Source organism: Clostridium saccharobutylicum DSM 13864 (assembly GCF_000473995.1).
Taxonomy (GTDB): domain Bacteria; phylum Bacillota; class Clostridia; order Clostridiales; family Clostridiaceae; genus Clostridium; species Clostridium saccharobutylicum.
In genome coordinates, this window is the sequence record NC_022571.1 from 4,212,169 (window position 1) to 4,237,135 (window position 24,967).

Here is a 24,967-nt window from a genome sequence, read left to right on the forward strand (position 1 = left end):
CAATCATCCCCCACAAATTTTATATTCCATATAATACGCTTTATATTACCAAAAATAAAGATAAATATTCTTTCAATTTAAACACTTTTTCGACACAGCAATCAATTAGTTTTTAATATGATTTATATAAAAAATAAAGGAAATAAACATCTAAACAATGCTTATTTCCTTTAAAATCATATATATTTAAAAATTTCAAATATATATCTAATAAAATTAAAACTATTATTTACACTATTTATAAACAATACTATAAATAATTTTATTTTATTACTTATAAATCTTTATTAAAGTCAGATTTATATTTTTTTAACAAATTCAGATTTTAATTGCATAGCTCCGAATCCATCAATTTTACAATCAATATTATGATCGGCATCAACTAAACGAATATTTTTTACTTTTGTTCCCATTTTTATAGGTGATGGACTTCCTTTTACCTTAAGATCTTTAATTACTGTTACAGTATCACCATCATTTAATATATTTCCATTTGAATCTTTAACAACATTTGTATCTTCGTTACTTTCACTTTGTATTTCTGCATTCCATTCATGATTACATTCTGGACAAACAAAAAGACTTCCATCCTCATAAGTAAATTCTGAATTACATTTTGGACAATTTGGTAATTTAAACATTAATTCATTTCCTCCATTTGCTTATTATTACTTCGCATATATACTACCACAGTCTTATGTTATTGACAAATTCCCCTTTTTTATTAACGAAAATCCTTTTAATTCAGCATTAAATTTAATTATATTCATTTTAAATATCATTACTTTTTCGTTTTTATTGGGAAATATAATTCTGGTGTATCTTCAGTAATAGTTTTGAATTCATATCCCTGTAATTTATAGTATTTAATTATATCTGGTAAAGCCTCACAAGTATTTTTCTGCCTACAATCACAATGCATAAGTAATATGATTCTTGGTAAGTCCTTACTCTCCTTTACTGCTCTTCTAAACATGTTATATGGTGGAATTTTAGGATTTAATCCATCAGAAGTTTCCACGTTCCAATCGTATACTTTAAAATTATTATCATGTAATCTATTCAAATAATCTTTACTTAGATGTTTTCTGCTACCTCCAGGAAATCTAATTATCTCTGGCGAAATTCCAATTACATTATTTATTTTGTCACGACACTCCATCATTTCATTTATAAAATTGTCTTCATTAGAATAAATCTTCTTAAATTTATGACTAAAAGTATGAAGTCCTATACTATTTCCTTCATTGTAGATTCTTTTTACTACGTCCTCTTGACCATCAATTTGACTTCCAATTAAAAAGAAAGTTGCTTTTACATCATTTTCTTTCAAAATATCTAATACTTTATTAGTTATCTTATTACTAGGACCATCATCAAATGTCAAATAAATTACTTTTGAGTTATTATTAACTTGCTCATTTTCATTTAAACATTTAATATTTTTTGTATTATTTTGTATAGACAGGCTACTTACACTTTGTTCAAATAAAAACATAAATAAAAATATGTTTATAAAAAATAAAAAAAGCTTTGATCTATTTCTCAATTTTTTTATCCTCCAATATAATTCAAATAATATCTTTAACACTTTTTATTATCTTCACTATATTAATTTTTATTTATGGTAACTTTGAACATTTACACTTTAAGCGCAATCAAAAAATAATATACCAATATGCTTTCCTATTATTTTTTTAATTGTGCCTTATCAATTTCAAACCAGAATTCTACTCCACCTTCAATATTTTGTACTCCATAAGAATTGTTATGAAGTTCTTGAATTGCTTTGACTATAGAAAGACCCAAACCATATCCTCCATAAGCTCTTGTCCTAGCCTTATCTACTTTATAAAAACTATTCCATATCTTTTCTAATGATTCTTTCGGAATGTGTTTTCCTGTATTAAATACACTTATTTTTACTTTTCTATTATTCTCTGCTTCATGTACTTTAATTACTTTATTGCTATTTACATGATTAATAGCATTATTAATATAATTGGTAAGTATCTGTTCAATTCTTATCATATCTCCAGATACAATTAAACTTTCTTTTTGTTCAAATCGTATCTCAATATTTTTTTCTTCAAAGATTGATTTATACTTATTGAGCACATATTCTATCAATGACGTTAAACTAAATTCCGTTTTTTCTATATGAAAATATCCACTTTCAATTTGAGATAGATTTAATAAATCTTTTACTAATTTATTCATTTTATCTGTTTCATTCATAATAACATCGCAATAAAATTTTCTATCCTCATCACTTTCGGTAACATTACTAACAAGTCCTTCTGCATATCCTTGTATAACCGATAATGGAGTTCTAAGTTCATGAGAAACACTAGATATAAATTCTTTTCTCATCTCATCTATTTTTCTTTCCTTTTCAATCTCCTCCTCCTGTTTCGCATTCTTAATATTTAATTCCGTAATTGCAGTATCAAGTTCACTAGATAAATAATTAATACTTTGACCAAGTTGACCAATTTCATCTTTTCTTTTTATTTTGCACTTTTTATCAAAATCAAATTTAGCCATATTCCTAGCAACATCATTTACTTCTAATATAGGCTTTGTAAATTTTCTTGAGAATAAATATGCCCATATAACTCCTAAAACTGTAATTATAATTCCTGTTATAATAATAAATCTGTTTGCAATAGCAACACTCTCATCTATTGAAACTAAAGGAACTCTTATAGCTAATATATCTCCATTACTTAATTTAGTTACAAGAGTAAGAAAATCTATTTTTAACTGAACATCTGTACGAGTTTCAAAAGTGTACTCACCTTCTTTATACTCATTAATGTTATTATTTATTTGTGATTGTTCTGGTGACGATTTAAATTTATTATTATCCATCACACTTTTTTCATTTGCGAATCTTCTAGATGATCTATATATTATTTTTCCATCCTTATCGCGAATATCAATGTTACTCCCAGTTATATTTGCGATTATGTCTAATTCATTTTGTATGTCTTCTGGATCTCCAGTATACATATTTGTTAAGTTTTTTGCATTTTCAATAAGTATATTTTTCTTTTTATTTATATAATATTGCTGTAAATATAAATTATTTAATATACATAGAATTAAAACAAATGATATTAAAAGAGTTATTATGGATATAAAAAGATTTGATCTTATAGATTTACTCATTTCTTTGCCTCAAATCTATATCCATAACCACGTACAGTGTTTACATATTCACTTTTTGAATCCAATTTTATTCTTAGTCTATTTATATGTGTATCAACTGTTCTTAAATCACCATAGTAATCATATCCCCATACTTTATCAAGTATTTGTTCTCTACTTAATGCTTTACCATAATTCTCAGAAAGATATGTTAACAACTCATATTCTTTAGGACTTAAATCAACAATTTTTCCATCTACAGTTACTTGATGTGCATCATTATCTATTTTTAATCCATTAAAGTCATTGATGTTGTCATTTGTAGATATTGTTCTTCTTAATACAGCATTTACTCTTGCAATCAATATATTAGCTAAATGGTTTTGAGATATATTCATCTGCTCCAATGTCTAAGCCAAAAATCTCATCAAACTCATCACCTCTTGCAGTTAACATTATAATCGGAACTTTAGATTTTTTCCGTATTTCTCTGCACACAGTAAAACCATCATATTCTGGCAGCATTACATCAAGAATTAATAAATCTATCTTTTCTTCACTAAAAAACAAATCCATTGCTTTTTTTCCGTCTTCTGCTTCAACAACACTATATCCATCTTTTTTAAGAAAATCAGTTACAAGCTTTCTGATTAGAGGTTCATCATCAACTACTAATATATTTTTTCCCTTCATACTATCCCTCCGAAAAACTGATAATATATTTAGTATAACCTTTCTTTGTTACAACCTTGTAACAAAGATTTTATTATACAAAAAAATAAGAGTGTCTTTTTAAACACTCTTAAATAACGCTAAATCCTATTGCCATTATAAAAAATCTTTTATCCTTTAAATATATAAATGTTAAAATTGTTAGTGCCACTGCTAGAGAAAAATCCTCTCATTTTTTAAGTTTTAAATGATCTATTGAAATTAACTCCTTACTCGTAGTTGAATATCAATAATTTACGTAACCATCCCATAATTCTATAACCCTAATTGCTAATTTTATACTTCTTCTCACTTGCTCCATAATTTACCGTACTATCAATTATATAAATTGGTCTTCCTTTACTTTCATCAAAAATTCTCCCAATATATTGCCCCAATATACCAATACAACCTAAAGTTATACCAAACATCATCAAATTAATTTCTATTACCATCATAAAACTTACAAATTCAGTATTATAAATTATATCTTTTATAATACTAATAAATATAGAAACCATTCCTATTAAAAAAGCTAAAGCTCCTAAATATCCAGCTACAACAAGTGGCTTATATGATAGAGATGTTATACCATCACATGCTAATTTAATCATCTTTTTAAGAGGATATTTAGTCTCTCCAGCAAATCGCTCTTGCCTTTCAAATTCCACATAAGTTTGTTTATATCCAACCCAACTTACAAGACCTCTCACATACCTATTCTTTTCTGGAAGTGCTACTAATGCATCACATACTTTTCTATCTATAAGTCTGAAATCTCCTGTATCTACTGGAACATCAACATTTGTCATGCTTTTTAGAAATCTATAATACATCTTAGCAGTAAATTTCTTGAAGAAAGTCTCTCCTTCTCTCTTAGTTCTTTTCCCATAAACGACTTCATAACCTTCTTTCCATTTTTCAATCATTGTAAGCATAACCTCTGGAGGATCTTGAAGATCCGCATCTATTACAATTATCGCATCTCCTAATGCTAAATCCATACCTGCAGTTATTGCTGCTTGATGACCAAAATTCCGTGAAAAGTTAACAAGCTTTATATTTTCATCAGCACTACATATGTCTTCTGCCATTTTTCTTGTATTATCTTTGCTTCCATCATTTATAAATATAATTTCATATTTTTCTTTTGTAGTATCCATAACTTTTTTTAATCTTCTATAACTTGCATTCACAACAAGTTCTTCATTATATAAAGGTACTACAACAGAATAAATCACTCTATTATCCATTTTCCTCACCTCTAATTAAATGTGCATTAATTCCCTCGATTGAATCTATATATAAATCTTAATCTTAAATTGTCACAGTTATGTTACAGCAAAATTACAACTTATCAACAATTTTACAATAAAAAAAGAAGAATATAAAACTTCCTCTTTTTTGCTTAACTTATTTAAATTGAAAATGTTCATAATTAAAGTTATTAACATTAAGATTACTATTTTCAAATTGCTTTCTAAGGCTTTCTCTCATTGGTTTAGGTCCACAGAAATAAATATCAATACTTTCTTGAGTATTTACATATTTACAGATTTCTTGTACTGATAAAAAACCTTTTTCTTTGGAATTAAATAAATGTACTCTTAAATTATCATTAGCCAAAGATAACAACTCATCTACATAAGCTCCTTCTTCTACATTATTATATGCATAGAAAAAATCAATTGAAAAATCTTTTGATATTCCCTCTTCTGAAAAACTTCTAAATGGTGTTACACCTATTCCTCCTGCAATCCATATTTGATTTTTAGTACCTGTTTTATAATCAAATTTTCCATGTGGCCCTGACACTTCAAACTTATCTCCAACTTTTAGTGTATCAAATAAAACTCTTGTATCATCTCCTAAAGCTTTAATTGTAAACTGCAGCTCACCTTTTTTAGGCGCTTGACTTATTGTAAATGGGTGTGATTTAAACTTATTTTCCTTATCTAATATTTTCAAGAAAGCAAATTGTCCTGGTTTAAATTTAACATCTTCCTTTAATGAACTTCCTGTAATCTCTAATGTTCCATTTGCTACTCTCTGCAAATTCTTTACCTTAAAGACATGTTTAAAGGATGTTTTCTCATAAAAAAATATACTATATACAACAGATATTATTCCCAAAAGGTTTATAATGTTTAACCATATACTAAAAGGCTCTATAGCGAAAACAGCATATGTTGCACTGCCATAATAATGATATATACCAAATGCATATGGAATAAACATGAACTTATGAATTGTTTTCCATCTTTCATAGTTTAGTTTCTTTCCTAAAATTGCAACAGATACAAGAATTATAAACAAATACATACTGAATGCTCCATACATTGCATAAGGATCTTTTGGTATTCTTATACCTTGTGAAATTTCTATGTGCTTTCCAATACTTATTGTTATATTGTGAATAACTACTAAAATAAGTGCTAAAATACTTAAATATCTATGATAAATATACGATTTATCTAATCCATCAAACAAATAGTCTAAAATTTTATGTCTTGTAGAAATAAAATTAACTAATGCAAATGCTACTAATGCAAATGAAGCAATCAATTGAGAATATCCACTCATTGAAGAAATATCTCTTGTTGATTTAGTAAATAACCATAATATCCAAGTAATTATCATGCTGAATAAAATTATTATATTTCCAGATTTATTTTTCATTACAAACACCCCTCCACAAACAAAGTGTATTAAAAAAGACATTAATAAACTTTTGTAATCCACTTCAATAAATTCAACTTTTTATTATGCACACGAAAATAAATAATAAACCCATAGTTCAAAATATGTTATAATACTGATCTATTATTTTCATGTGCCTGATTACTCAACATACTTAGTATTGTTCAAATTTAAAATTATAAAGCAACTTTTTATTCTTAAATATGATGAATATAATCCTGCAATGAATGTCATATAAATAAGGCAATTTATTATAATTTGTATATTCTCGATTTCAAAACATTTGTAAGCACAAACAACTCCAGGAATAATAAAAAATACAGCAGATACAATTCTTCCTATTTTATCAAAAACAAATGGATTTTCTGAAAATTCATTGTTACGTTTCATGAACCTCGATGTCATTACAAATTCAGTAAACTTGAAACATATAAACATTAAAAACCACAAAGGTAACACTTTCATATTTACTAAAGTTATATATGAAATAACTATATACAACAAATCAGCAAATACATCAAGTTTAGCTCCAAATTTCGAAACTGAATTTGTTTTCCTTGCAATCTTCCCATCCAATAGATCTGAAGCACAAATAGATAAAAATAATATTATTAAATTAGATGTCATGTCTTGTCCATATGTAAATTCCCTCAAAATAGTGTATATAAATATAAACGACATTACTATTCTAGACATTGTAAGTATGTTCGGTATGAATTTAATTATACTCTTCATATAAATATCCTCTTTCCTTAAATCTATCACATAATAAAGTAAATCTTTATTATATTATTTAACTAACTCGTTATTTTAAATTACCTAATTAACTATTAAATTTATAGTTTTAAATTTATTTTAAATATTAATTATATTCAAAAAATATACATTATTAATAAATAATTATTATTATATCATGTTTATAACTCAACTACTATACGCAAATAACTATATTAAACATTTTTTAAAGCTTTATATTAGTATCTGGCACTTTTATATAAAAAAATAAATCCCAAATCTAATAAGTTTGAGATTTATAATAAAATATCATTATATACTAAAAAATATTTTATACAAGATAAAAATTAAGCTATTACTACAGATTTTAGGCACATGAAAGAAAATAATAGACCAAAGATGCGATGCATATTTGGTGTCAGACAAGGAAGTAAGTTTTGGTAATAGCAAGCCTATTGGCAAAACTTACTGACGCAGTATGACACAAAATAGGTAAGCATACTGGTCTATTATTTTTTTGATTGTGCCTTAATTAGATAATGTAACATTCCACTTAAACTTAATTATGTGGTTGTACTTTCTCTTTTTTATTAAACTTACTAACTACAAATGTTCCTAAAAATACTATTATTAATACTGAGAAAAATAATAAATCTGGAACCTCAATCCCTACTAAAGTTACTCCTAGTTTAAGTCCTATTAAAGCAATAAGTATATAAGCTGTTTTCTCTAATTCTGGAACCTTTTCTATCAAAACTACGAATATTTGAGCAACACCTCTCATCATCAGAATTCCAAATATTGCTCCAAGGAATAATACCCACATCTTATCACTTACTGCAAGTGCTGCCGTAACACTATCTATTGAAAAAACAATATCCATTAATTCTACGCTAGCTACAGTCGCCCATAATCCCTTTTTTACAACTTTACTTATATCAGGTTCTTCTTCTTCACTACCACCAAATAGGCCTTTATAAGCCATGTAAAGTAAATAAAGTGCACCAATAGCCTTTATCCAAGTGAATTTAATTAAATATGTTCCTATACCTATTACTAAAAATCTAAAAATATACGCTCCCCAAATTCCATACATAAGTGCTTTCTTTTGTTGTTTTTCTGGAAGATGTTTAACCATCATAGCCAATACTAGAGCATTATCCGCTGAAAGCAATCCTTCCAGTAGCACCAATAGTAATATAGTTGATATACCTGATGCCGTGAATATCCCTTCAAAACTTGACAACGAAAAAAATTGACTATAATTATTTATTATACTATGTATCATGTATATTTTTACTCCTTAATGTTTATTAAATTATTACTTTATCTCATAATAACTTCTGAATGTTTATATCTATCATTTTATCATATGTTATGAAAATATCCACATTAAATACAACCAATCATGTAATAACTCACCATATATGTTTATTAATATACAACTCCCTAAGTATTCAGGTTAAGCTAACCCATTATAGTTCAATTAACTGATAAAAATTAATAGATTCCAATAATAAATCGCTTTATATTTTATAATATTTAACATATATTATCATACTTACTGGCTTATCTTCACGTTTATGGATAAATAAATTACTAATTATATTTAAGCACATTCAAATAAATAACAAGTCCATTTGTTAGCCTATTTTCCATCATGCTGCATCGGCAAATTGACCTAACAACCCACTATGGGGCCAATTTGCCTCCTTGCTAGATGAAAAATATACATGACAAATTGGACCTGTTATTTATTCTCACGTGCCTTATGTCTTTAAATGTATCTAAAACTAGAAAGAAATGGTGCTTTTTTGTTGAGTGTTACATTGAGAAAATGATTGTAGGATTTCTTCATTAAACGTTCTTTCATTTTTGCATGTCCTTAACTTGTTTAAGGAACATGCAGGAATGGAAGAACTTTTGATGTTAGAAATCCACAATCATTTTCTCTAGTAACCGAAACAATAGAGCACCATTTCTTTCGGTAAATTACCACTTAAATCTAAAGTTTAAGATCTATTCCACTTTTCTTTTCTTTCATTAATATTTCAATTAAATGCACAATTTGTGCTCCTGCTTCTACTGGAGGCATTCCATTTTTGTGTATATTAGATATAACTGTTCTTTGTGATTCTGGCTTTTTGCTGCTAGCTTCATAAGCTATATAACAGCTCATACTTTCTCCAGTTGCAAGGCCTGGTCTTTCTCCTATTAATATAAGAGTAACTTTTGCGTTTATTGCTTCACTAATTTTATCCATGGTGGCAACTCTAGCATATTTAATAAAGATAGGAGTACCAATGCTATATCCTTTAGCTTTTGTCCCTTCTACAATCATAGGGTATATTTCTTTTAAATTTGAAGTTATAGCTGGTGAGCTTAAACCATCCCCTGCTATAATTTGCACATCTATGTCATTTACACAATTTTGTTTTATATTATTTATAACTTTATCTGAAAAACATCTACCTAAGTCTGGTCTTGTTATATATTCTTCTTTATCCTTTACTAAAGTCTGAACTTTAACAAAACCTAAATCATCAACTACTTTTTCATCTACATATGACCAAACTGCATCTTGTGCAACTGCATGATCTGCTCTAAATCTTAAGTAATCTATAGTTTTACATCTTGTACCTGCTCTTCCTGTACAAATTCTTGCTGAAGTAGATTTTTTCAAAACCATACAGCCTTTGTAATCTACTGGATTATCCACTGAGACCTTATTGCTTAAATCAATGGTTGATATATCTCTTAAAATATCTTGTTCCATAAATTACACCCCCATGCTCAAAAATATTGATGGGTCTCCTGCTCTGTCCGTCAATATTCCGTTTTTCATTATGCCAAGTTCCTCAAGCCTATTTTCAAATTCTTTAATTGGTCTTTTATTAGTTACTTCTCTTAAAGCTGCAATGTCATGATAACTTGTGGACTGATACATTAACATTACATCATCACCACCTGGAACACCCATGAAGTAATTACAGTTGGATTGAGCAAGTAATACTGCTAAATTTTCTAAATCATTTTGGTCTGCTTTCATATGATTTGTATAACAAACATCAACACCCATAGATAATCCTGTTAACTTACCCATAAAGTGATCTTCAAGTCCTGCTCTTATAACTTGTGCCCCATCATAAAGATATTCTGGTCCTATAAACCCTACAACTGTATTAACCAAAAATGGATTGTACTTCTTAGCAAGTCCATAACATCTAGCTTCCATTGTAAGTTGATCTGCACCATTATGTCCCTCTGAAGATAATTCTGATCCTTGTCCAGTTTCAAAGTACATAAAATTATCACCTTTTGATGATTTCAATTCTTTCATTATGGAATACGCTTCATCAAGTAATTTTACATCTATGCCAAATCCTCTATTAGAAATTTCTGATCCTGCTATACTTTGGAACATCAAATCTATAGGTGCACCTTTTTTTATTGCTTCCATTTGAGTTGTTACATGCGCTAAAACACAATTTTGAGTTGGTATTTTAAATTTGTTCATAAAATCCTTAAAACTCTTTAATATGTTAGAAACACTATCAATTGTATCTACAGCTGGATTAAGACCAATTACTGCATCTCCAACTCCATAACTTATACCTTCCATAACAGATGCCATTATTCCATCAATACTATCTGTAGGATGATTTGGCTGAAGCCTTGCTGAAAGTGTACCTGGCATTCCAATAGTTGTGTTGCAAGTTGCTATATTAGTTATTTTTTTTGCTGCACATATGAGATCCATATTACTCATAAGTTTAGTTACTCCTGCTATAACTTCTGAAGTTAATCCATCCCTTATTTCCTTAATTTCTTCCCCACTTGATGATAAAAGAAATTCTCTAAACTCACCAATAGTCATAGATTTAATTTTATTATATATTTCTTCATTTACTCCGTCTTGAATTACTCTAGTAACTTCATCCTTATCATAATCCACAACTGGATTATTTCTTAAATCTCCTATAGTAAGCTCTGAAAGAACTACTTTTGCTGCAACTCTTTCTGCAGTTGAATTAGCTATAATTCCTGCAAGTCTATCTCCTGATTTCTCTTCATTTGCCTTTGCTAATACTTCTTTTACATCTGAAAAATTATAAACATTTCCAGAAAGTGTTGTTTTTAAAATCATATACGTCACTCCCTCTAGCTGATTTCACTATTTATCCCTTTACTAAACTCTTTAACAATTGATATTTGCATTTTAGAATATACAAAATAATAAATTACAGCTATTGCATAAGCTCCCACTACCCAAAATACAGTTGAAAGATTTGATATTGTAACTGCAACTAAAAATACTAAAGCTACTAAAAGTGCTACGCCTGGAACTATTGGATACGCAACCTTAAATGGTCTATTAAGATTTGGTTGCTTACTTCTTAAAATAAATAAGGAAATCATACTTATAATATACAAAGCTACAGCTCCAAATGATGATATAACAATAATTACAGCAGTTTGTCCTGTTAAAACAAATATCATTCCTATTAAACTCATTATAACTATGGCATATACTGGAGCACCTTTAGAATTAACTTTAGATAAAAACTTAGGTAAATAACCTGATCTAGACATTGCAAACGCTTGTCTTGAGTATCCTATTATTATTCCATGTAAACTTGCTACAAGTCCAAATAACCCTATAAAACTCATAGCATTTGATAATATACCAGCTCCATAAATTCCTTCTAAAGCTGTAGGTAATGGTGAATCTGTTGCACTTAAAACACTTGACTCTGAAGTTCCAGCTGTTACAAAAAATGTTGCAAGAGATAAAACAACAAGAGTTGCTATTCCTAATATAAACCCTCTAGGTACATCTTTCTTAGGATCATGACATTCCTCTGCTGACATTGCTCCACCCTCAACGGCTAAATAAAACCAAATTGCAAAAGGTATAGCACTAAATATTCCACCAAGTCCACCTTTAAAAACTTGTCCTCCAAAGATATTGTTTAATTGAATATGTGGTGCACCTGCTCCGATAAATAAAAGTAATCCTCCTATGGCAACAATTGTAACAATAAGTTCAACTTTAGCAGCTGCTTCTATGCCTAAACAATTTACAAAAACAAATAATGCATATGCGACCAATGCTGCTACTACTGCTGGAACTGATGGTATCAAAAAATTAATGTATGCACCTATTGACAATGCTATTGCTGGAGTTGCAAATAGAAACTCTACCAAACATGAAAAACCTGCAATAAATCCTCCAAATTTTCCAAGTGCTCTTGAAGCATATTCAGAAGGTCCTCCTGCATGAGGAATTGCAGTTGAAAGTTCTGCATAACTAAACATAAATGTAGTATAAAAAAGTGTAACCACTAATATTGCTATAATAAATCCAACTGGACTTGTAAGCTCTAAAGCATAATTCCATCCACAGTACATTCCTGATATAACCATTCCAACAATTATTGCCCAAAGTTGTACTGGTTTTAATGTCTTTTTTAATTCATTATTCATTATTCCACCCCATAAATTTAATTTAAAATTGAAAATTAAGAATTTATAATTAATATTAAAATTTCTTTAAAATATATTTTTTAAAAATCCTTAAAGAGATTTTATGCTTAATTATTAATTTTTCATTACTTATTCCTAATTTTTAATTCTTTATTATTCATTATTTATTTTTAATTTATTAACTGTTATATATCAAAGTTTTTATGACCACTGGTATAGCATTACCTATTGGCAATCCTATATCAATATAATCTCCATTCTTTGTAGATATTTTGTCTATACATATAACTTCTCTTTTTTCTTTTAAACTTAAGGAAATTACTTGTCCTAATGCTTTTGCAAAATCATTTTCTAAAATTACAATTATAGGTCCTTTAATTTCTTCAAATAACCTTATTATTTCACTTGCAATAACTTTTATTTCTCCATAGCTAGGACTTTTAGGACCGACAAGAGAAATTGCAACGCAAGTATCTTCATACATCTCACACTTTTTCTTTCCCAGGAAATATATATCTTCTAAATTTTCTTCTTTGTTAAAAGGCTTTATTATAGGAATATTTTTAATTGGTAATATAGATTTGTCAAAAGCTATTGTACTGCCACTTATTGTTAGAGAATGATTACCCGCACCTATTACAGTTGCCCTTATTTTTTCCTTTGACGATAATAAACTATCTTTATAATTCTTAAATACATTGCTTATGCATGCACCTAAGATTGGTCCAATATCCCCATGCTTAAATACATCATTAAACTCAATTTCTTTATTATATTGACCTATATACTCTCCAATTCCCCCTGAAAAACTTATATAATCTACTTCAAATTTTTCAAATTCTTCACTTATAAATAACTTTTTTGTATCTTCACATAAATTCTTTAAACAACAAACCTCTAATAAACTCTCTGCTAATTTTTCACATAATACCTTTAAATTTTTTATTTCAATCCTTTTACCAATCTGAATATCTATGTTCATATCTTTTATAAGAAATTCAATTCTTTTAGAAATGTAAATAACTTTTCCTTCTTGATTAAACTTTATAAGTCTTCCTCCAATATCCAACGCAAAAGTTTGTTCACATTCACCACAGTTGAAGATAGATACATTAGTTGTTCCTCCTCCAATATCAAGATTTATTATTCTTCTATTGAGCTTCTTTGACATATCTGCCGCTCCAGAACCAAATCCAGCAAGTAGAGATTCAAGCTTAGGTCCAGCTGTTGCTACAACAAAGTCCCCTAAATACTCTGAAAGATTTCTAGATACTTCATTAGCATTTTCCTTTCTGGCAGTTTCTCCAGTTATTATTACTGCACCTGTGGATATGTGATTTATTTCTACTTTGCTTAATTCAATAGCTTCCGAAACAATATCTTTAATCTTTGCAAAGTCTATGGTAATTTCATCCAGAAGGGGTGTAAACACTATAGGACTTTTATATACTATTTCTTTGTCTTCAATTACAGTTTCTCTAATTAATGAAGAACTTAAAACATTCTTAATTTTTAGTTTGCTTATTATAACCTCAGTTGTTGATGTCCCAATATCAACTCCTATGCTATATATTTCACTTTTTAAAATATCAAATCACCTCTTTTCTAGATATAAGGGATATTAAAAATGACAAGTCCATCTGCCAGAAATGCTTTTATATGCATCATAGCTGCTCATCTTTAATGTGTATATCTTCCATCATCCTGCGTCAGCAAAATCTCATAATAAGCCCATTATGATAGCACTTTGCCTCCTTGCCTGATGAAAAATATTCATGCCAGCTTTCGAATTGTTATTTTCTTTCATGTGCATAAAAAAAGACAATGGGGCAAATTTATTATTTGACGCCATTGTCATTAATTTTCTCTATTTTTTATTCATCGCATATTTCATACTGCATCCTATTTATACAAACAAGAAAATCCACTTCGCAGGTATGTTTTTCTGTGTTAACATTTTACTCATATTTAACTTAGACACATTCAAAAAAATAATAAGTCCATCTGCCAAGCCTATTTTGCATCATGCTGCGTTAGCGGATTCCTCTAATAGCCCGCTATGAGACAAATCCACTTCCTTGCCTGATGCAAAATAATCATGACATTTTGGACTTGTTATTTTCTTTCATGTGCCTTAGCTTTACTAGCCTCGTATTTATAACGCTTCCCAAAGTTACCCACAGATTTAACTGCATTAAAATTTCCTAAATAATAAAAAAAGCGTTTAAAGAATTATCTTCTTTAAACGCCCTTGTCTAAACTATATTAGGATTATACTTCTTTTATCATTCACTGTCAATATATGAAAATTTAAAGATCAAATTTATTATTGGTTTCTTTAGTTTATCTTATGTTTCCTTGAGGTTATTCGCATATTTCCTAAGTTCATCATTAATTACATCTACTTCTTGTGCTGAAATTATAACTTCTTCTTTAGTAGAATATATACAAAATCCTACTAAATTTCTAAATTTGTTTTTATTATTATAGCTATATAAAATATAATTACTATTTTCATAAAAAATACAAATATAACGTAAATATAACATAATTTTTACAATACAGTTAATATATTATGATATTATATATATCAATAATAAAATAAATATTGGTATAGGGGGAAATACTTTAAAATGAAGACTAATAAAGGAATAGGCACTAAACTATATTTATTAATAATATTTGTCATAATATTTATACTAGGTATATGTAGCTTTTCATGGATCCAATTTAAAAGCTTTAACGAAAAATATAAAAACAGATTACAGGTAACTACTCAATATATTAAAATCGTTGACGAAGCAAGACAAGCTCAAGTGGATTTTAAAAAACAAGTACAAGAATGGAAAGACATGCTTTTAAGAGGTTATGATTCTGAATCCTTAAAAAAATATTCTTCTCAATTTTCGCAAGAAAATGATAATGTTGAAAAACAACTATTAAAGCTTAAAGAAGATATGACACAACAAAATATTGATACTTCATCAGTTGATGTATTATTAAGCGCACACAAAGAATTATATAACAAGTATAATGTTGCAATTAAAAATTTTGATCCAAATAACACAGAAAGTTATCGTATAGTAGATAAACTAGTTACAGGAATTGATAGAAAACCTACTGATGACATGGACTTATTGGTAAAACAAATACAAGATAAAGCAAAGTCAGAAACAGATAATATGTTAGAACAATCTAATATCGATTCTAATAACTTTAATAAAAATTTAATTTGCATTGCAATTCTTGGTATGATTTTGATTATTTTGTTTACTTATTTGATTATAAATACATATAAGGGTATTACACAATTTATAGATCAATTTAAAACATTGTTAGAAAAAGCTGAAAATGGAGACCTAACAATTAATGGGGAATTACATAAGAAAGATGAATTAGGTGAGCTTACTGAAAAATTCAATAGATTTATATATAAAATTAGGAATTTAATTTCTGACGCTAAAGATTCAAGTGATACAGTTGTATCTTCTTCCCACGATATAACGGAAACATCTGATCAAGTTGGAAAAATATCTGATGAAATTGCATCTACTATTAATAATCTGGCAGAAAGTGCTTCTAAACAAACTGAATTAGTTAAAAAAAGTAATGGTTCTGTTAAAGATGTTGTTAATGGCGTAAATCGTATAACCGAAAATACAGTTTATATAAATAAATTAGCAAGTAAAGCAATGGATACTGTTGCTAATGGTACTGATATTTTAAAACATCAAATTGATAGAATGTCTAATACAAAAAATTCATCTCAGAATGTTAACGAAGCAATTTCTGCGCTATCAAAAAAATCAAATGAAATTGGAAAAGTTGTAGAAGCTATAAATGGAATTACAGAACAAATAAATTTATTATCATTAAATGCTTCGATAGAAGCCTCTAGAGCTGGTGAAGCTGGTAGAGGATTTACGGTAGTTGCTAATGAAATTAAAAATCTGGCTGAATTATCAAAAGAATCTACACAAAAAATAAGTAATCTTATCTCAGAGGTACAAAATGATATTGAAAATGCAGTTATTGAAGTTGCAACTACAAATGATTCAATAGATGCACAAGCAGATTCACTTAAACTTACTGATGATTCCTTTAAACTTATACAAAAATCTGTTTTTGAAGTTACAAACAAAATAAAAGAAGTTTCTGCTGAAACAAAAGAAATTAATCAAAATGCAATATCAGTAGAAAATTCTATTAAAAATATTGCATATATAATAGAAGAAAATGCGACAGGTACAGAAGAAATTGCTTCTTCAATTCAAGAACAAACAGTTTCAATTCAAGAAGTAGCATCATCTATGAATGTCCTTGCAGAATTATCAAGTAATCTGAAACAAGCAATAGATAAATTTAAAATATAAATAATTAATGCCTTAAATAGTATCGCTTACTCTTTAAGGCATTCTTATAATTAATAGTTTACTCTAATTATCCAAAATTTTATTTTTTTATCACTCCACCCCAAATCCCAAGGAACATTATTTCTATCTGTATTATGGCACGTTACTAGAGAATATCCTTTTGAATCAGCTCCAGTAACTACAGATATATGAGTTATATCACCTTTCTTCTCATAAGCAACAAAATCTCCTGGAAGTAACTTGTAAGAAGCTTTATACACCTTTTCATAGTTGCCATGTGCAATAACTGAAGCTCTTCCACTATTTAGCATGTAATACGTAAATTTATCTGCATTAACCCAAGGTCCTGATGCACTTCCCTTAGAGTAATTCCATGTAGAATTTTTTTTGAATTGCCCTCCTTCATGTAATATTTGAGAAGCAAAGTTTGCACAGTCGCCTCCCTGTGGATTAAAGTTTCTATATTGTTTATTATATTTATATCCATATTCTTCACATGTTGCTGCTCCACAATATTTTTCCGCATATTCCAATGCTTTTTTTCTTCTATCACTAATATTAGAAAGATCTCTCGGCTGCTCAGAATTTATATATTCTTTAATAGCATCTGCTTTAATATCTTCTAAACTTAAAGAATCTGCAAAAGGATCTGTATACCATTCCTTAGTTATTATCCATTCTCCATCCTTCTTAGTTAATTGCAGTGAATGATATGTTCCAATTCTTGAACTGTTAACTTTGTCTGGCTGATCCTTGTAAACATATTTATATTCTGTATTACATAATATATTGAAATACCCCTTATCATCTCTAACTTTAGATTTTCTAATTACTAATTTAGGTATTATATCTGTAAAATTAACACCTTGTTTCTCTGCCCAATTATTTATGTATTTTACCTTTCTTTGCTCATACTCATAAGCCCATTGACCAAATTTGGTATCAGTTGCATATATAGATTCTAATGATTCTAAATCCTGACTTAATATTGCTTTATTTCTTATTGTAAATATATTTTCTAAAAAACTTACTATTTCATTATCACTATTAACATCTGCTAGAACTTTTTCTTCTGAAATACCCCCAACTAATGAATACACTAAAGTAAATATAATGACATTGATAAATATTATTGAATTCCTCTTAAGTTTAGAGAGCTGCATATTTAATACCCCTTTCTAATTTATTGTTTTTTTCATTGTGCAGAGCACAATTCTTTTTCAATTATATCAATACATTTCTTTGTATATTCTTCAACGGGTGCACCTTCATACCACTTTCTATCATTGTTAAAGTTTCCAAAATATTTAGCTTTTAATATTATTTCAGGTCTATATTCAAAATGTAAAATATCAAAATGTCCCCATTTTCCTCCCCAAACAAAATTATTTTTTTCAAAGGCTTCAACTAATTCTTTTGGATAATCTGCTAATCTAGTCTTCCCTTGTTTCTCAGAACTCCACTTCCAATAATCTCTTTTATCACTTTTTAAATCAATAGCTATACCATAAGAATGAGGGCTTAATCGTCCAGTACCTGCGATAACCCTATAGTTATAAGTTCCGCTAGCTGGATAAAGAATACTCGATATATCACCTCTTGTTTTTGCTAAAGGCATAATTTCCTTTAACGCTGCTTCCAAACATATATTGGCTTTATTTTTACTATTGAATTGATAATTTGTATATCCATAATGTAAGCTAGTCAAGTTTTTTTCAATAGATTGTCTTGAACCCCCATAAACTTCACTCAAAAGTTCATAATGTCTAGCTCTGCCTGGATCAAAACTTTTATCCATAATATCTGCACTTTTATCAAGTGGATAAACTTGCTCTAACATATCTTGAAGATCTGGATTATTAAGCTTTTCTTCATGGCTTTTTTGTTTTTTGTCATCATAAATAATTTTCTTACCACTCTTCATAATTAAATAAATTTCATCATCACTTTTCTTTTCTACTCCTACGATGTACTGTGGATAGGCTAACATAAGAACTAAAATATCTTGTTTCATTTCTGTTTCATAGTTTTTATCCTCAACTGCTTTTGAGGTTATAGGCATGTTAAAAGCAATGAGAAAACATATTATAAAAGTAGTTAACTTTTTCATCTTTAACGCCACCACCTTTTTAAACTTATAAATATAGCTTATCCTAAGAAATATAATACTATGTAATATATTTTTATTAAGGCACGTGAAAATAAATAGCAAATCCAATTTGGTGTGCAGTGATCAAATACAAGTCAATCTTCCTCTGATGAAAAATAGATTTGCAAATGGATTTATTATTTTTTTGAATGTACCTAATTTTTGAGTCACATTGCCAAATTGTAGAAAATCACTTTTATCATATATGTAAATTAAATTGTGGTTTTTTAATTAATGTGTTAATATATTCATATTGTTTTTATAAAAAAACTATTTTTTGGGCAATATTTTTAAAAATAACAATTTAATAATTAAAGGGGGAATAAAAATTGCAATTATGGTCCATCTCAGCGATTGGAGTATACTTACTAATTCTACTTGGAATAGGGTATTATTCTTACAGAAAAACGACTAATATTTCAGACTATATGATAGGTGATAGAGGCCTTGGCCCATTAGTTACAGCACTATCTGCTGGAGCAAGTGATATGAGTGGTTGGATGCTTATGGGACTTCCTGGTGCTGTTTATCTGACTGGAATATCTAACTTTTGGCTTGGAATAGGCTTAACATTAGGTGCATACTTAAACTACCTTCTATTAGCTCCAAGATTCAGAGTTTATACGGAAGTTGCAAATGATTCTTTAACTATTCCTGATTATTTAGAAAATCGTTTTAAAGATAAGTCTAATATGCTTAGACTTGTATCAGGAATCGTAATACTCGTTTTCTTTATTCTGTATGTTTCATCAGGAATAGTAGCTGGTGGAAAATTATTTGTAGACACATTTGGATTAACTTATACAATGGGAGTAGTAGTTACCTTATCTGTTGTTGTACTTTATACATATTTTGGTGGCTTTTTAGCAGTGAGCCTTACAGACTTCTTCCAAGGAACTTTAATGTTTATCTGTTTAGTTACAGTTCCAGTTGTAACATATATTAACATAGGTGTAACTCCAGGCACTTTTGTTCATAAGCTGGTAGATATTGATCCTCAATTATTTAATATGTTTAGAGGAACTAGTATAACTGCTATTATTAGCCTTATGGCTTGGGGACTTGGATATTTTGGTCAACCACATATTATCGTACGTTTTATGGCAATAAAATCTGCAAGTGAATTAAAATCAGCAAGAAGAATAGGAATTAGCTGGATGGCTATTGGTCTTTTAGGTGCTGTTGCAAGTGGTCTTATCGGACTTGTATACTTTACTGAACATAACAGCCCATTAAGTGATCCAGAAACAGTTTTCCTTCGTCTTGGAGATATTTTATTTCATCCATTTATTACTGGAATAATATTATCTGCAGTACTTGCTGCAATTATGAGCACTATTTCATCTCAGCTTTTAGTTTGCTCAAGTTCAATTACAAAAGATTTCTACTTAGCTTTCTTTAATAAAGAAGCTTCTGAAAATCAGCAGATGGTAATAGGCAGATTATCTGTGGTTGTAGTTGCAGCTTTTGCAACAGTGCTTGCTTACTTGCCAAATAAAACTATACTTGATATAGTTGGTCAAGCGTGGGCTGGATTTGGTTCTGCTTTTGGCCCAGTTCTTCTATTAAGTCTTCATTGGAAAAGAATGAATAAATGGGGAGCACTATCAGGAATGATTGTTGGTGGTTTAACAGTTATTATATGGATTGTTTGCGGATTATCTCATTATTTATATGAAATGATTCCTGGATTTTCACTATCACTTTTATCAGTTATATTTGTTAGCCTTATGACTAAAAAGCCAGATGAATCAGTCGATAAAGACTTTGCTAATATGGAAAAAGTGTTATCAGATATGAAATAAAACATTAGCTAATCTATAATAAAACACATAAAAATAAATAACAAGTCCAAAGCTGCAATAACTATTTTTCATCAGGTAAGCAGGCAAATTGACATCATAGCTGGTCTATTATGGCACTTTGCTCATGCAATATGATTGAAAATAGGCATACAGAGGGACTTGTTATTTTTTTGATTGTGCCTAATATAAAAAAGTTTATTATTGATATATAAATTAGATTCATACATTTTTGTTCCGCATATGCTTGTTCACAGCGTGTCTGTGAAGCAAGCATTACGGGTACAACTTGCATTCTTAGAAGCATCTATCAAAATTTTCAGTAACCGAAACAAATGCATCACTTCTATTTCGGTTAGCTACTACATAAGTTTAAGCCTTACTTTGCTCCCGCATTAGCTTGAACATCTGCTGGAACCTTACTAGTATCTTCTGGCACGTATGAATATCCAAAGTTTGTATTATTCGGAAATGCCATTCCTTTTTCAGATGCGCCAGTTGTTCCATTATAAGTATTATATTTTTCATAGAACTTATGAGAATCACTAGCTATATCAAGACCTACTTGATTACTTTGATTAGTCTTATAAAAATAATTTTCTTCTGAATAAATAACACTACCACTTCCAATTTGGTTTGCAGTATATTGTTGTTGTGGTGCTCTTGCTGAATTATATCCAGAAGGTGTTGAACTATTATCAAAATAGTTATTATATTCATGCACAAATCCACGAATGAGTGGACGTCCCTTTATATTTGGTCCAAACCAGTTATGGTGCATTGTTACATGAAGCTTATTTCCCCCGTAAGCAAATGAATCATTACGATTTGCACCAATAACCATAGCTAAACGCTCAGAAGCTAAATCTTGATTCTTACCAACCCAATTCCATGTATTAGGATTTGGTTTCATATTTAGCCATTCATTTGTAAAATAAAAATGATTATATGATAAAGTTACTTTATCTGATCCAAGTGTAACACACATTAAATCATCACTTATATCATACATTGTACAATGATCAATCCAACCATTTGTAATACGACGGAACGATACTCCCATATAATTAGTACCTGCACCGCCAGGTTGTGTATCAGCTCCCTTTAATGATTGCAGATATTTAATATTACCACGGAAAGTTATGTTTCTAACTACTACATTGTTAATACTAGTACCACTTGGAAGCATTTCTCCACTAAATTTTAATTGAATATTTTCTAATACAGCATTTCCACCATTTTCCCCTTCTATGGTTACATTGTTCCAACCTGTATCCTGAAAAGTGAATGTTTTTAAAGATGAACCTGCACTTATGAATCCTGAGATAACAATATGATGTTTCCTTTCATTAAATGCCTTTTGAAGTTCTGCTAAATTTCGAACTATAGTTTTAGCTTCATTAGAAACTGTAACATTTGCATATCCACCTGTTGTGGCCGCTTCTGCTTTTGCTGTCAAAACTCCACAAAATGAATTAGATACTATAAGAGAAGTTGCTATTAATAACGTTGAAATAATTACTTTAATTTTTTTAAAATTCATTAAAAATCCCCCTTATATATTCAATATTAAAAAATATATACGCTATATTTTTTGTCTTATTGCGCAAATATGTAAATTTTATTATTTTTTCATCTTTTTGTAAAATAGAATTCTATTCTTTGAGTATACAGTATTGGTCATTATTTGTAAATATTGTATTGTCATAAATTATACAAAATATAATTAATATCCAATTTATATAGGAATTTTCAAAAAATATAGTAATTAATAGTCGCTTTTTTACATTTTATACATCTGATTATTAAATATAATTCAAATAATTCACACTTATTCCATCCATTATAGTTATGTATTTCATAAAAGCTTTTATATATCTTTATTAAGTTACAATTATACGTATAAATTTATTAGTTATAGAAAATGCTATTATTAATAATTTATTTTTTAAAAAACTATACTCAGGCACGTGAAAATAAATAACAAGTCGAATTTGCCATGGATATTTTTCATCAAGCAAAGAGGTAAATTGACCTTGCAGCGAGTCTATTAAGTCAATTTACGAACACACCATTATAGAAAATAGGCTGATAAATGGGCTCGTTATTCATTTGATTGTGCTTAAATAAGGTGAGTTATCATGAATTCATATTTTTATTTAAAGCTATTTCTACTAATAATTAATTTTTCTTGTGCTATCTCAATAATATTTATTGAAAGGCGTGATTCTACAACAATATGGGCATGGCTTTTAATTCTTTTCACATTTCCACATATAGGATTTATATTGTACTTATGCCTTGGTCAGAATATTTCAAAAGAAAAAATTTTTAATAAGAAAGCTGCTATAGACAAAAATAGATTAACAAAGCTTGTTAATAAATTTAAACAAAAAAATTCTTTACATCATGCCAAAAAAGAATGTCTAGATTTGGCTAAAATGAACTTTAATTCAAATGGTAGCATATGTACCTTTGATAATGTTGTAAAAACTTATATAGATGGAGAAAATAAATTTAGAGATTTATTTGAAGATATAGAAAATGCAAAGTCCTTCATAAATATTCAATACTATATCTTTAAATATGATAATTTAGGCAAATCTATTATAAATTTATTAAAAAATAAAATCTCAGAGGGTGTTGAAGTAAGGCTGCTAGTTGATGGAATGGGTTCTAGATATATAAACAAAAAACAAAGAAAATATTTTGAAAGTATAGGAATAAAATTTTCAGTATTTTTTCCAAGCATTCTTCCCTATATAAACTTTAGAATAAATTATAGAAATCATCGAAAAATAGTTGTAATAGATGATAAAATTGGTTATATAGGTGGTTTTAATGTTGGTGATGAATATATAAATAAAGGTAAACAATTTTCATTTTGGAGAGATACTCATCTTAGAATTGTTGGAGATGCAGTTATTGAATTAAATAAACGCTTTATATTCGATTGGGAGTATGCTTCAAAGGAAAATATAGACTATAAACAAAATACTTCCAATAATATTAATAAAATTTCTACTATTAATGATGTAAATAATGATATAACTAAACATGACACTAATAATTTTAGTAATGTTGGTATTCAAATTGTATCGTCAGGTCCTGATAATGAGGAAGAGTACATTAGAAATTCATATCTAAAAATTATAAATAACGCTAAGAAAAATGTATTTATTCAAACTCCTTATTTAGTATTAGATGAACCTATGATAACAGCGCTACAACTCTCTGCTTCTTGCGGTGTTGATGTTAGAATAATGGTTCCAAACAATGCTGATCATTTTTTTATGGCATGGGCCTTAAGCTTTTCAATTGAAAATTTAATTAAGTCTGGAATAAAATTTTATAAATATAAAAATGGATTTATTCATTCAAAAACTATTGTTGCAGATGGTTGCATTTCTAGCGTAGGAACAGCCAACTTAGATATACGGAGCTTTAAGCTAAATTTTGAAATCAATGCAATAATTTATGATACAATTATTGCTAAAAATCATGAAGATATTTTCCTTAAAGACCAGGAAGATTGTCATTTGCTAACTTTAAATGAATATTTAAATAGAAGTACAAAAACAAAGATATTAGAATCTATATCAACTCTTGTATTTCCCTTTCTTTAATATATAAGCGATGATGTGCCTTAAGGCGCAATCAAAAAAATAACAAATCTATTTGCCTATTCTTAATTAGGCAAGGAGGCAAATTACACTAATTTGTATTTTCATATGTCTAAAATACAAATTAGTGCAATGATGTTACTATATATATCCAATTTATAAATCACACTTATGCTTCACCTCTATTTCGGCTATTCACCACATAAGTATGATTTATAGTTTGGATATCCATAT

At 28.5% G+C, this 24,967-nt stretch carries 18 protein-coding genes and 1 pseudogene; 3 read left to right on the forward strand and 16 right to left on the reverse strand.

Features of this window, described 5'->3' with window-relative positions; translation table 11 throughout:
• Positions 1-299 precede the first annotated feature (299 nt).
• The 13 genes and pseudogenes from CLSA_RS18350 to CLSA_RS23220 all read right to left on the reverse strand — a co-directional run bounded on the left by CLSA_RS18350 (position 300) and on the right by CLSA_RS23220 (position 15,335).
• Positions 300-641: a zinc ribbon domain-containing protein YjdM gene (locus tag CLSA_RS18350; RefSeq protein ID WP_022748772.1), complete on the reverse strand. Its 342-nt coding sequence runs from the start codon at positions 639-641 to the stop codon at positions 300-302.
• A gap of 140 nt (positions 642-781) precedes the next feature.
• Entirely contained in the window at positions 782-1,549 is a 768-nt protein-coding gene (locus tag CLSA_RS18355; protein ID WP_022748776.1) for a polysaccharide deacetylase family protein, read from the reverse strand.
• A gap of 140 nt (positions 1,550-1,689) precedes the next feature.
• A complete protein-coding gene (locus CLSA_RS18360) occupies positions 1,690-3,174 on the reverse strand; it encodes a sensor histidine kinase (RefSeq protein WP_022748779.1) in 1,485 nt (494 codons plus the stop codon).
• Positions 3,171-3,846: pseudogene (locus tag CLSA_RS18365) on the reverse strand (response regulator). Before CLSA_RS18365 ends, CLSA_RS18360 begins: the two are co-directional and overlap by 4 nt.
• A 302-nt stretch (positions 3,847-4,148) precedes the next feature.
• Entirely contained in the window at positions 4,149-5,117 is a 969-nt protein-coding gene (locus tag CLSA_RS18370; RefSeq protein WP_022748782.1) for a glycosyltransferase family 2 protein, read from the reverse strand.
• A 160-nt stretch (positions 5,118-5,277) separates the two neighbouring features.
• Positions 5,278-6,543 carry a ferredoxin reductase family protein gene (locus CLSA_RS18375; RefSeq protein WP_022748785.1) on the reverse strand — a complete coding sequence of 422 codons (1,266 nt, stop codon included), beginning with the start codon at positions 6,541-6,543 and terminating at the stop codon, positions 5,278-5,280.
• Between the two features lie 162 nt (positions 6,544-6,705).
• On the reverse strand, positions 6,706-7,299 hold the full coding sequence (locus tag CLSA_RS18380) for a CDP-alcohol phosphatidyltransferase family protein (RefSeq protein ID WP_022748788.1): 594 nt from the start codon (positions 7,297-7,299) through the stop codon (positions 6,706-6,708).
• A 559-nt stretch (positions 7,300-7,858) separates the two neighbouring features.
• Entirely contained in the window at positions 7,859-8,587 is a 729-nt protein-coding gene (locus tag CLSA_RS18385) for a TerC family protein (protein WP_022748791.1), read from the reverse strand.
• 717 nt (positions 8,588-9,304) lie between these two features.
• Positions 9,305-10,075, reverse strand: a complete 771-nt coding sequence (gene eutC / locus CLSA_RS18390; RefSeq protein WP_022748794.1) for an ethanolamine ammonia-lyase subunit EutC — start codon at positions 10,073-10,075, stop codon at positions 9,305-9,307.
• Positions 10,076-10,078: 3 nt separating this feature from the next.
• Entirely contained in the window at positions 10,079-11,446 is a 1,368-nt protein-coding gene (locus CLSA_RS18395) for an ethanolamine ammonia-lyase subunit EutB (protein ID WP_022748797.1), read from the reverse strand.
• 14 nt (positions 11,447-11,460) lie between these two features.
• Positions 11,461-12,786, reverse strand: coding sequence for an ethanolamine permease (eat, locus tag CLSA_RS18400; RefSeq protein WP_022748800.1), 1,326 nt, complete (start codon positions 12,784-12,786; stop codon positions 11,461-11,463).
• 178 nt (positions 12,787-12,964) lie between these two features.
• Positions 12,965-14,374, reverse strand: a complete 1,410-nt coding sequence (locus tag CLSA_RS18405) for an ethanolamine ammonia-lyase reactivating factor EutA (protein WP_041716356.1) — start codon at positions 14,372-14,374, stop codon at positions 12,965-12,967.
• Between the two features lie 760 nt (positions 14,375-15,134).
• Positions 15,135-15,335, reverse strand: coding sequence for a hypothetical protein (locus CLSA_RS23220; RefSeq protein ID WP_022748806.1), 201 nt, complete (start codon positions 15,333-15,335; stop codon positions 15,135-15,137).
• An 84-nt stretch (positions 15,336-15,419) separates the two neighbouring features.
• On the opposite strand from CLSA_RS23220, the gene CLSA_RS22680 reads away from it, so the two are divergent.
• Complete coding sequence (locus tag CLSA_RS22680) at positions 15,420-17,159, forward strand: methyl-accepting chemotaxis protein (protein WP_022748809.1); 1,740 nt, start codon at positions 15,420-15,422, stop codon at positions 17,157-17,159.
• 50 nt (positions 17,160-17,209) lie between these two features.
• Here the strand turns inward: CLSA_RS22680 and CLSA_RS18415 are convergent, their stop codons facing one another.
• Positions 17,210-18,322, reverse strand: a complete 1,113-nt coding sequence (locus tag CLSA_RS18415) for an amidase domain-containing protein (protein ID WP_022748812.1) — start codon at positions 18,320-18,322, stop codon at positions 17,210-17,212.
• A gap of 32 nt (positions 18,323-18,354) precedes the next feature.
• Complete coding sequence (locus CLSA_RS18420; protein WP_022748815.1) at positions 18,355-19,269, reverse strand: M15 family metallopeptidase; 915 nt, start codon at positions 19,267-19,269, stop codon at positions 18,355-18,357.
• 368 nt (positions 19,270-19,637) lie between these two features.
• Between CLSA_RS18420 and putP the strand changes: the two genes are divergently transcribed.
• A complete protein-coding gene (gene putP, locus CLSA_RS18425) occupies positions 19,638-21,113 on the forward strand; it encodes a sodium/proline symporter PutP (RefSeq protein ID WP_022748819.1) in 1,476 nt (491 codons plus the stop codon).
• A 376-nt stretch (positions 21,114-21,489) separates the two neighbouring features.
• Here the strand turns inward: putP and CLSA_RS18430 are convergent, their stop codons facing one another.
• On the reverse strand, positions 21,490-22,653 hold the full coding sequence (locus tag CLSA_RS18430) for a pectate lyase/Amb allergen (RefSeq protein ID WP_022748822.1): 1,164 nt from the start codon (positions 22,651-22,653) through the stop codon (positions 21,490-21,492).
• Between the two features lie 598 nt (positions 22,654-23,251).
• Between CLSA_RS18430 and cls the strand changes: the two genes are divergently transcribed.
• On the forward strand, positions 23,252-24,736 hold the full coding sequence (gene cls, locus CLSA_RS18435; protein ID WP_022748826.1) for a cardiolipin synthase: 1,485 nt from the start codon (positions 23,252-23,254) through the stop codon (positions 24,734-24,736).
• Positions 24,737-24,967 lie beyond the last annotated feature (231 nt).